Annotated in this window: 10 protein-coding genes and 2 pseudogenes; 9 read left to right on the forward strand and 3 right to left on the reverse strand. The window is 68.3% G+C overall.

Going from position 1 to position 10404, the window contains the following annotated elements; all coding sequences use genetic code 11:
* Positions 1 to 1785: efflux RND transporter permease subunit (locus Q0379_RS15280; RefSeq protein ID WP_299010549.1), on the forward strand; the 1785-nt coding region annotated here is incomplete at its 5' end.
* A gap of 149 nt (positions 1786 to 1934) precedes the next feature.
* Here Q0379_RS15280 and Q0379_RS15285 read toward each other — a convergent pair.
* Positions 1935 to 2594, reverse strand: a complete 660-nt coding sequence (locus Q0379_RS15285) for an arylesterase (protein ID WP_299010552.1) — start codon at positions 2592 to 2594, stop codon at positions 1935 to 1937.
* 76 nt (positions 2595 to 2670) lie between these two features.
* On the opposite strand from Q0379_RS15285, the gene Q0379_RS15290 reads away from it, so the two are divergent.
* Positions 2671 to 3996 (forward strand): sorbosone dehydrogenase family protein, encoded by a 1326-nt coding sequence (locus tag Q0379_RS15290; RefSeq protein ID WP_299010555.1) that lies wholly within the window; start codon positions 2671 to 2673, stop codon positions 3994 to 3996.
* Between the two features lie 174 nt (positions 3997 to 4170).
* Positions 4171 to 5622 carry a carotenoid oxygenase family protein gene (locus Q0379_RS15295; RefSeq protein WP_299010558.1) on the forward strand — a complete coding sequence of 484 codons (1452 nt, stop codon included), beginning with the start codon at positions 4171 to 4173 and terminating at the stop codon, positions 5620 to 5622.
* Between the two features lie 3 nt (positions 5623 to 5625).
* Here Q0379_RS15295 and Q0379_RS15300 read toward each other — a convergent pair.
* Positions 5626 to 5761 (reverse strand): annotated as a pseudogene (locus Q0379_RS15300) (hypothetical protein); the annotation flags it as partial.
* Positions 5762 to 5812: 51 nt separating this feature from the next.
* Between Q0379_RS15300 and Q0379_RS15305 the strand changes: the two are divergent.
* Together Q0379_RS15305 and Q0379_RS15310 are read left to right on the forward strand one after the other, a co-directional pair.
* Positions 5813 to 6112 carry a hypothetical protein gene (locus Q0379_RS15305; protein ID WP_299010561.1) on the forward strand — a complete coding sequence of 100 codons (300 nt, stop codon included), beginning with the start codon at positions 5813 to 5815 and terminating at the stop codon, positions 6110 to 6112.
* 110 nt (positions 6113 to 6222) lie between these two features.
* Positions 6223 to 7605, forward strand: coding sequence for an NAD(P)-binding domain-containing protein (locus Q0379_RS15310; RefSeq protein WP_299010574.1), 1383 nt, complete (start codon positions 6223 to 6225; stop codon positions 7603 to 7605).
* An 18-nt stretch (positions 7606 to 7623) separates the two neighbouring features.
* Here the strand turns inward: Q0379_RS15310 and Q0379_RS15315 are convergent.
* Positions 7624 to 7734 (reverse strand): annotated as a pseudogene (locus Q0379_RS15315) (hypothetical protein); the annotation flags it as partial.
* Between Q0379_RS15315 and Q0379_RS15320 the strand changes: the two are divergent.
* The 4 genes from Q0379_RS15320 to Q0379_RS15335 form a co-directional block, all read left to right on the forward strand.
* Positions 7733 to 7984: a DUF2164 domain-containing protein gene (locus tag Q0379_RS15320; protein ID WP_099536691.1), complete on the forward strand. Its 252-nt coding sequence runs from the start codon at positions 7733 to 7735 to the stop codon at positions 7982 to 7984. The pseudogene Q0379_RS15315 and the gene Q0379_RS15320 overlap by 2 nt on opposite strands.
* A 239-nt stretch (positions 7985 to 8223) precedes the next feature.
* Entirely contained in the window at positions 8224 to 8859 is a 636-nt protein-coding gene (locus Q0379_RS15325; protein WP_299010568.1) for a TetR/AcrR family transcriptional regulator, read from the forward strand.
* A 21-nt stretch (positions 8860 to 8880) separates the two neighbouring features.
* Entirely contained in the window at positions 8881 to 9924 is a 1044-nt protein-coding gene (locus Q0379_RS15330) for an alpha/beta hydrolase (RefSeq protein WP_299010571.1), read from the forward strand.
* A 175-nt stretch (positions 9925 to 10099) separates the two neighbouring features.
* On the forward strand, positions 10100 to 10404 hold a 305-nt coding region (locus Q0379_RS15335), incomplete at its 3' end, for an alcohol dehydrogenase catalytic domain-containing protein (RefSeq protein WP_299010577.1).

Consider the following 10404-nt stretch of genomic DNA (forward strand, 5'->3'; position numbering starts at 1 on the left):
GGCCTGGCGGTCGTGGCCACCACCTTCACCATCGTGGCGGTGTTCGCCCCCGTGGGCTTCATGCCGGGCATCATCGGCCAGTTCTTCAAGGCTTTCGCCCTGGCGGCTTGCGTCTCGGTGCTGTTCTCGCTGGTCGTCGCCCGCCTGCTGACGCCGCTGATGGGCGCCTATCTGCTGAAGGCCGACAGCAAGCACGAGGACAAGGACCCGCCGTGGATGGGTCCGTACCTGAAGACCCTGAACTGGGGCCTGCGCAACCGTTGGAAGGTCCTGCTGATGGGCATTCCGATGTTCGCCTTCTCGATCTTCCTGGCCACCCGCCTGCCGTTCGAGTTCCAGCCGCAGTCCGACCGCGGCCGGTCCGAGTTCTCGGTCGAGCTGCCGCCGGGCGCCACCCTGGACGAGACCGACGCCATCGTGCAGCGCGTGACCAAGGAGCTGCTGGCCCGCAAGGAAGTGGTCAGCGTCTACGCCTCGGTCGGCAGCAACAACGCCGTCAACAAGGCCGACATCACCGCCGACCTGACCGACAAGGGCGAGCGGATCAGCCAGAAGGCGTTCAGCCGCCAGATGGTCGACCAGTTCGCCCAGATCCCCGGCGTGCGGATCGGCGCGGGCGGCAACAACGGCGGCGGCCCGTCGAACGGCGGCAGCTACACCCTCAGCCTGCTCAGCGACAACGGCCCGGCCCTGGAGGCGGCGGCCCGCAAGATCGAGGCCGAGATGCGCGGCGTGCCGGGCCTGGCCCACGTGGTCAACACCGCCTCGATCGCCCGTCCCGAGATCGTCGTGACGCCCAAGCCCGACCAGGCCGCCCGCGCCGGCGTCACGGCCGGGGCGATCTCCCAGGCCGTGCGCGTGGCCACCATCGGCGACATCGACCAGAACCTGCCTAAGTACAATCTGGGCGACCGCCAGGTGCCGATCCGCCTGCGCCTGAACGACGACGCCCGCGGGGACATCGCCGTGCTGCAGACCCTGCAGGTGCCATCGGCCAATGGTCCGGTGCCGCTGAACGCGGTGGCCGACGTGCGCTTCGGCGCCGGCCCCTCGCAGATCGAACGCCAGGACCGCTCGCGCGTGGCCACCATCACCGCCGAGCTCGACGGCATCGTGGTCGGCGAGGCGGCCAAGCGCGTCCACGCCCTGCCCTCGGTCAAGAACCTGCCCCCTGGGGTCAAGGAGACGCCGGCCGGTGACGCCGAGTTCATCCAGGAGATGGTCACCGGCTTCGTCGGCGCGCTCGTGACCGGCATCCTCTTGATGTACGTCGTGCTGGTGCTGCTGTTCCGCAGCTTCGCCCACCCGATCACCATCATGGTCGCCCTGCCCCTGGCCATCGGCGGCGCCTTCGGCCTGCTGGTGATCGCCAAGTCCAGCTTCTCGATCTCGACCCTGATCGGGATCCTGATGCTCATGGGCATCGCCGCCAAGAACTCGATCCTGCTGGTCGAGTACGCGATCATGGCGATGAAGGAGCACGGCATGGACAAGCGCACGGCCATCATGGACGCCGCCCACAAGCGGGCGCGGCCGATCCTGATGACCACCGTGGCCATGGGCGCGGGCATGCTGCCCACCGCCATCGGCCTGGGCGCCGAGGTCGAGTTCCGCGCGCCGATGGCGATCGCCGTCATCGGCGGCCTGATCACCTCGACCCTGCTGTCGCTGCTTTATATCCCGGTGGTGTTCATCCTGATGGACGGGCTGAGAACCCGCTCGGAGCGGATGATGCACCGGCTGTTCGGCCACCAGCATCGCGCGGCGCCGAAGGTGGTGGAATAGCACCACCATCCGATTTCCCCGGCGAATGCCGGGGCCCAGATCGAACCTACAGGCGCCCTTCGTCGAACCCCGGCGGAGGGCGCTTTCATTTCAAACTTACCGGATGGATCTGGGCCCCGGCATTCGCCGGGGAGGTCGGTGTGTTGGGTCTACCCCTTCAACGCCTTCGCCACGACCGGCGCCAGACGCTCGGCGATGATACGGGCCCCCTCGGCGTTGGGGTGGATGCCGTCGCTCTGCATGTAGCGCGCGACGCCGATCACGCCCGTGAAGAAGTCGGGCGCGTAGAACACGCCCTCCTCGCGGGCCAGCGCCGGATAGACCTCCGTGAAGCGGCGGGCGTAGTCGATCCCCAGCAGGGCCGGCGCGCGCATCCCGGCCAGCACCACGCGGACGCCTCGGGCCTTCAGCCGCGAGACGATGGCGCGGAGGTTCTCGCGGGTCCAGGCCGGGTCCGCGCCGAGCAGCAGATCATTGCCGCCCAGGGCGACGACGCAGACGGCGGTCTCGGCGGGGATCCGCTCGACGCGCGAGAGGCCGGCCTGGCTGGTGTCGCCGATCGCGCCGAAGCCGAACACACGGGCCTGGACCTTCATGCCGTCCAGCGTCCGCTGCAACCAGGCGGGCAGCGCGCGGTCCTGGGTCAGGCCAAGGCCGGCGGTGATCGAGTCGCCGAGCACGGTGACCAGCGGCGGCGGCGGCGGCGCCTTGCGACGCGCGGCGGCGTTGACGGCGCCCGGCGCGGCGAGGGCCAGCAGGCCGCCCAGGACAGCGCGACGGTGGAAGACGGGGCTGTGGAACTTCTCCATGGATCGAACCGTATGTGTTGCCTGCCAACATGAAACGCGTTTGGCTTTGAACGCGGGATGAAGGGGAGAGGCGGCTATGCGTCGCAGGGTTCGCGAAATCTTGATCATCGGCGTCGCCGCGGCGGCGCTATCGGCCTGTGGTCAAAGCCAGTCCCAGACAGGTCCGGTGGGCTACGGGCCAAATCCGGCCCTGCCCGAGCCGCGCAAGACCCTGATCCCCACCGTTAAGGTTTCCGAGGTCGTCGGCTGGCCTTCGGGCGTCACGCCGACCGCGCCGGCGGGCTTCCGCGTGCAGCCGTTCGCCACGGGCCTGGACCATCCCCGCTGGCTGCTGGTGCTGCCCAACGGCGACGTGCTGGTCGCCGAGAGCAACAGCCCGCCGAAGGACGAGCCCTCGCACGGCCTGCGCGGCTTCTTCCAGAAGATGCTGATGAAGAAGGCCGGCGCCGGCGTGCCCAGCGCCAACCGGATCACGCTCCTCCGCGACGCGAACGGGGATGGCGTGGCGGAATTGAAGACGCCGTTCCTGACCAACCTCTATTCGCCGTTCGGCATGGCCCTGGTCGGCGAGACGCTCTACGTCGCCAACGCTGACGCCATCGTCGCCTTCCCGTACAAGGCTGGCGAGACCCAGATCACCGCCGCGCCGCGCAAGGTGACCGACCTGCCGGGCGGACCGATCAACCACCACTGGACCAAGAACATCATCGCCAGCCGCGACGGCTCGAAGCTCTATGCGACCGTCGGCTCGAACAGCAATGTCGGTGAAAACGGCATGCAGAACGAGGTCGACCGCGCGGCGATCCTCGAGGTCGACCTGGCGACCGGCCAGAAGCGCGTCTTCGCCTCGGGCCTGCGCAATCCCAATGGCCTCGGCTGGAACCCGGCCAATGGCGAGCTGTGGACCGCCGTCAACGAGCGCGACGAGCTCGGCAACGATCTGGTGCCCGACTACATGACCTCGGTGCGCGAGAACGGCTTCTATGGCTGGCCCTACAGCTATTTCGGACGCCACGTGGACAAGCGGGTCAAGGACAGCGACCGCCGCCCGGACCTGGTCGAGCGCGCCATCGTCCCCGACTACGCCCTGGGCGCCCACACCGCCTCGCTGGGCCTGACCTTCTACGAGGGGGCCAGCTTCCCGGCGCGCTATAAGGACGGCGTCTTCGTCGGCCAGCACGGCTCGTGGAACCGCAAGCCGCAGGCCGGCTACAAGGTGATCTTCGTGCCGTTCGCCGGCGGCAAGCCAGCGGGCCCGGTCGAGGACTTCCTGACCGGCTTCCTCGACAAGGACGGCAAGGCTCAAGGTCGACCGGTCGGCGTGACGGTCGACACGTCCGGCGCGCTGCTGGTGGCCGATGACGTCGGCAACGCGGTCTGGCGGGTCAGTCCGGCGCGATAGGACGCCCCCTCCGTCGCGAGCGGGTCAGGTGGAACGTCATCCTCCCCGAGAAACGGGGGAGGTGGATCGCTGCGGAACGCAGCGAGACGGTGGGGGCGTTCCCGACGCAAGGGGAAACTTGCACAACGAGACTAACCGGTCGTAGGCTCTCCCAAAACACGGGAGGACCCACGGATGAAACTCGAACGCCTGCCGCCGGTGCGGACGTCGCTGTCGCCGACCAACCACCCGTACATGACCGGCGCCTGGACGCCGCAGCACGAGGAGGTCAACGCCTGGGAGCTGGAGGTGCTGGAAGGCGCGATCCCCGCCGATCTGGACGGCGTCTATCTGCGCAACACCGAGAACCCGCTGCACGATCCGCTGGGCCGCTATCACCCGTTCGACGGCGACGGGATGATCCACCAGCTCGAGTTCAAGAACGGCCAGGCGACCTATCGCAACCGCTTTGTCCGCACCCGCTGCTTCGAGGCCGAGCAGGAGGTGAACGAGAGCCTGTGGGGTGGGCTGATGGACGGTCCGGGGACCTCCAAGCGCCCCGGCTTCGGCGCCCACGGGAGCCTGAAGGACAGCGCCAGCACCGACATCGTCGTCCACAACGGCGAGGCGATCGCCACCTTCTACCAGTGCGGCGAGGCCTATCGTCTGGATCCCCTGACGCTGGAGACCCTGGGCGTGGCGTCCTGGGCGCCGCTGGACGGGGTCTCGGCCCACCCCAAGGTTGACGAGAACACCGGCGAGCTCTTGTTCTTCAACTACTCCAAGAGCTGGCCGTACATGCACTACGGCGTGGTCGGACCGGACGGGAAGCGCAAGCTCTATCAGGGCGTGCCCCTGCCCGGCCCGCGCCTGCCGCACGACATGGCCTTCTCCGAACACTGGGCGATCCTGAACGACCTGCCGGTGTTCTGGGACCAGGAGCTGATGGCGCGCGACATCCACGCCGTGCGCCTGCACAAGGGCCTGCCCAGCCGCTTCGCCCTCGTCCCTCGCCACGGCGGCGAGCCGCGCTGGTTCGAGGCCGAGCCGACCTATGTGCTGCATTGGCTGAACGCGTACGAGGACGGCGACGAGGTGGTGCTGGACGGCTACTTCCAGGAAAAGCCGATCCCTCGCCCGCTGGAAGGCGCGCCCGACGGCCACGGCCACCTGATGGCCTATCTGGACGAGCACAGCTTCCTGCCCAAGCTGCACCGCTGGCGCTTCAACCTTAAGACCGGCGAAACGACCGAGAAGCACCTGGACGACCGGATCCTTGAGTTCGGCATGTTCAATCAGAAATACGCCGGCAAGCCCTATCGCTACGCCTACTCGACGACGACGCGGCCGGGCTGGTTCCTGTTCAACGGCTTCGTCAAGCACGACCTGGAAACCGGCGAGAGCTGGTCGATCACCCTGCCCGAGGGCCGCTACGCCAGCGAGGCGCCGTTCGCGCCGCGTGTGGGGGCCAAGGACGAGGACGACGGTTATCTGGTCAGCTTCATCATCGATGAGAACCGGGGGACGTCCGAGTGCGTCGTCGTCGACGCCAAGCGGTTCGAGATCGTCTGCCGCGTGGCCTTGCCGCACAAGCTCAGCAGCGGCACCCACAGCGTCTGGGCCGGGCGGGAGATGCTGCGGGGATAGGGCTTTAGAAGCGCCCCCTCCGTCACGATGCTCCGCATCGCGCCACCTCCCCCGCTTCGCGGGTGAGGAGGACCATCATCCTCCCCCGTGCTAACGGGGGAGGTGGATCGGCGCGCAGCGACGAGACGGAGGGGGCGCTGCAATGCGCTTAACCGCGCCTTCACCGCCCGCGCGGTAACCATGGCGCGCCATGCGCCGCGCCCTCCTCGCCCTGCTGATCCTGACGGCCGCCGGTCCGTCGATGGCCCAGTCCAAGGCGCCGACGTCGGTGCTGCCGTCCCGCGATCCGCCCAAGACCATCCTCGCCCAGCCATGGGCGCTCACGCCGCGCCAGCCGGCCGGCGACCTGCATGGCTGCAAGAACATGTGCGCGCGCGTCCGCTATTTCTGCGAGGCGCGCGACGTGGGCTACACCGGCTGCGGCAGCGACTGGGTGCTGTGCAATCGCCAGTGCGCTTCGGCCTACGCCACGACGCCGTTCGGGCGGTAAGCGCGTCGGAGACGACGCTCTTTCCGCAAGGTCCGCTTGCCGGGCGGGATAACGCCGGTACACTCACCTGAACAACGATAAGTCGAGAGGGTGGAATGGCGACCAGGACCCTGGAGGCGCGGCTGCCGAAGGCCTGCGTGATCGGCGCCGGCTGCAGCGGCTTCACGACCATCAAGCGGTTGAAAGACTACGGCATCCCGTACGACTGCTTCGAGATGTCGGACGATATTGGGGGCACTTGGTACTACAAGAACCCCAACGGCATGTCGGCCTGCTACGACAGCCTGCACATCGATACCTCGAAGTGGCGGCTGGCGTTCGAGGACTTTCCCGTGCCGAAAGACTGGCCGGACTTCCCGCATCACGCGCAGCTGTTCCAGTACTTCAAGGACTATGTCGACCACTTCGGCCTGCGTCCGACCATCACCTTCAACACCCGGGTCGAGAAGGCGCGGCGCACCGCTGACGGCCTGTGGGCGGTGACCCTGTCGACGGGCGAGACGCGGCTCTACGACGTCCTGTTCGTTTGCAACGGCCACCACTGGGACCCGCGCGTGCCGGAGTATCCGGGCGAATTCGACGGCCCGGCCTTCCACGCCCACGCCTATTGCGACCCGTTCGACCCGGTCGACATGCGCGGCAAGAACGTCGTGGTGGTCGGCATGGGCAATTCGGCGATGGACATCGCCAGCGAGCTGTCCCAGCGCCCAATCGCCAAGAACCTCTGGGTCTCGGCCCGGCGCGGGGTCTGGGTGTTCCCCAAGTACCTGAACGGCAAGCCGGCCGACAAATCCGCCATGCCCGCCTGGATGCCGCGCAAGCTGGGCCTAGCCCTGTCGCGCTCGGTGCTGAAGAAGACCATCGGCCGGATGGAGGACTACGGCCTGCCCAAGCCCGACCACGAGCCGCTTGAGGCTCACCCCTCGGTCTCGGGCGAGTTCCTGACGCGGGCCGGCTGCGGCGACATCAAGTTCAAGCCGGCGATCAAGGCGCTGGAGGGCAAGCGCGTCCGCTTCGCCGACGACAGCGTCGAGGACGTCGACGCCATCATCTTCGCCACCGGCTACAAGATCAGCTTTCCGTTCTTCGACGATCCTGAGCTGCTGCCCGACGCCGACCACCGCTTCCCGCTGTTCAAGCGGATGATGAAGCCGGGCATCCCGAACCTGTTCTTCATGGGCCTCGCCCAGCCCTTGCCGACCCTGGTGAACTTCGCCGAGCAGCAGGCGAAGCTGGCCGCCGCCTATCTGGCCGGCCAGTACGCGCCGCCGCCGCGCGCCGAAATGGAGAAGATCATCGCCAAGGACGAGCAGCGCCACACCGGCCACTTCTACGAGTCCGCCCGCCACACCATCCAGGTCGACTTCAACGTCTATTGCGCCGACCTGAAAAAGGAGATCGCCAAGGGCGAGGCGCGGGCGCGGAGCGCTGGCGGCAAGCTGCCGGTGGCGGCGCGGGCAACGGAGAAGGGTGAGGCTTTGGCCGCAGAGTAAAACGTGTGTCATCCCGGAAGCGCGCAGCGCTATCTGGGACCCAGGGGCCGGCGGCATAACGGTTGCCCCTGGGTCCCGGCTCTCCGCTACGCTACGGCCGGGATGACACGCTGAGAGAAAGCCGAGCATGCCCAAGATCACCTTCGACAAGGACACCCGCGCCAAGCTGGTCGCCGGCCTCTCGCACTATCTGCGGGACGAGCTGGATCTGGAGGTGAAGGGCTTCGACGCCGAGTTCCTGCTGGACTTCGTGACCGAGCGGCTGGGCCCCTACTGGTACAACCAAGGCCTCCACGACGCCCAGGCCCTGTACCGCGAGAAGCTCGAAGCGATCAGCGAGGCCGTCTACGACATCGAGCAGCCGGTGAAGCCGTTGTGAAAGCTCTCCCCACACCGACTTCCCCGGCGAATGCCGGGGCCCAGATGGAAAAGCGCAAGGGGTGGGCTCTAAAAGCTCGGAGCTTTTCCGATCACGAAAGACGTTTGAGATCTGGGCCCCGGCATTCGCCGGGGAGGTCGGAATATTTAAAGTCGAAGCCAAACACTTGCGTCCCGCCTCGGACTAGGGCTGTCATCCTGACGGCGCGTCATGATCGCGCCATCTCCGAGTCGGGCCCCATGTCGAATATCGCCTATTTCCCCAAGCCCCACATCGACCAGCGGCCGGGCAAGCGCGAGCGGACCAAGACCGCCAACCGCCAGGCCATCCTCGATGCGGCGCGCGAGGTGTTCGGCGAGCTGGGCTATGACGCCGCCACGGTGCGCGACATCATCCGCCGCACGGGTTTGGCCTCGGGCACCTTCTACAACTACTACAAGTCCAAGGAGGAGGTGTTCGACGCCTTGGCCGACGACGGCGCCCGCCGCTTCCGTCCGCTGCTGCGCGCCGAATCCGAGAAGGCTGACGATTTCCAGTCGTTCCTGCGCGGGGCCGTGCTGGCCTATTTCGAGTTCCTGGCCAAGGAGCAGGAGAGCTGGCACATCAATCGTCCCCCCGGCGAGCCCGTGCCGCACGCCCGCTCGACGCCCGAGCTGGCCGCCGTATTCGATGAGGTCCGCGAGGCCTTCGCCCGGGTGCTGGCCCACGACAACGCCCCACCGGTGGACCTGGACTACCTGACCTCGGCCTGCATCGCGATCGCCCGCGAGCTGGGCGACAAGATGCTGGAGCGGCGGCCGGTCGACACCGCCGGCGCCGCGGACTTCGCCGTCAAGCTGATCCTGGGCGGCGTGCCCGCCCTGCCGAAACTATAAGAACAAAATAGAGGGGGAAACATGGCCTCGGACGCCACGCAAAAAGCCATACTGAAGCTGATCCTGTCGCTGCCCAGCCCGATCCTGCGGGCCATGTCGGGCGGCGGCGTCGTCTACAAGGGCGGCCGGACGCTCGACCCCCGCTTCCAGTTCTTCGCCCACGCGGCCAAGAAACTCCCCCCCATGTCCAGCCTGACGCCGGCCGAGGCCGTGGCGGGCAGCGCCCGGGGCCTGGCCGCCGTCCAGGGGCCGCTGGAGCCCGGCGTGCGCACCGAGAGCCTCTCGGTCGAAGGCCCCAACGGTCCGATCCCCTGCCGCGCCTATCGCCCCGAGGCTCAGGACATCCACGCCCCGCTGATCGTCTACGCCCACATGGGCGGCGGGGTGATCGGCGATCTGGAGACCTGCCACGCCTTCTGCTCGATCCTGGCCAGGATCGTCCGCACGGCGGTGATCTCGGTCGACTATCGCCTGGCGCCCGACCACAAGTTCCCGGCGGGCCTCGAGGACGTGCTGGCCGCCTATCGCTGGGCCCGCGACAACACCGCCCGGTTCGGCGCTTCGGCGGCCCCGCCGGCCATCGGCGGCGACAGCATGGGCGGCAACTTCTCGGCCATCGTCGCCCAGGAGATGAAGCGCAAGGGCGAGCCCCAGCCGTCGGCCCAGATCCTGATCTATCCGGCCGTGGACGTGGCCAGCGAGACGCCGTCCATGACCACCTTCGGCGACGCCTATCCGCTGACCCGCGAGACCATGGAATGGTTCATGGGCCACTATATGGGCGCCGACGCCGACCCGGCCGATCCGCGCCTGTCGCCGGACCGCACCGAGGACCTCTCGGGCCTGGCCCCCGCCGTGATCGCCACCGCCGGCTTCGACCCCCTGACCGACCAGGGCGAGGCCTACGCCAAGCGCCTGCAGGCCGCCGGCGTGCCGGTGCGCTATCGCCGCTACGACAGCCTGGCCCACGCCTTCACCGCCTTCACCGGCGCGATCCCGGCGGCGGATGCGGCGTGTCGGGAGATCGCGGGGCTGGTGCGCGAGACGTTCGAGGCGAGCAACTGAGCCAAACATCCGATCTCCCCGGCGAATGCCGGGGCCCAGATCGAACCCGGGGGCGTCCGATGTTTGGACGAGGCGTATCTCGGATCACCCCAAACCGCTCAGGCTGAATCTGGGCCCCGGCATTCGCCGGGGAGGTCGGATTGAAGGAGAGAACGTGAGTTCAATCCCCCCCACCATGCGCGCCCTCGTCGTCGAGGCCTTGGCGCCCGACTTCGGCGGCTGCGCGGTGCGCGAGGTCCCGACGCCTTCCCCCGGCCCCGGCGAGGTCCTGGTGCGCGTGCGGGCGGCCAGCGTGAACTTCCCGGACCTCCTGATGACGCGCGGCGAGTACCAGTTCAAACCGCCCCTGCCCTTCACGCCCGGCTTGGATCTCGCCGGCGAGGTCGCGGCGCTGGGCGAGGGCGTGACGAGCCTGGCGGTCGGCGACGCCGTCGTCGGCGGCGCGCGGCTGGGCGGCTTCGCGCAATACGCCGTGCTGTC

The organism is uncultured Caulobacter sp. (assembly GCF_937900395.1).
Taxonomy (GTDB): domain Bacteria; phylum Pseudomonadota; class Alphaproteobacteria; order Caulobacterales; family Caulobacteraceae; genus Caulobacter.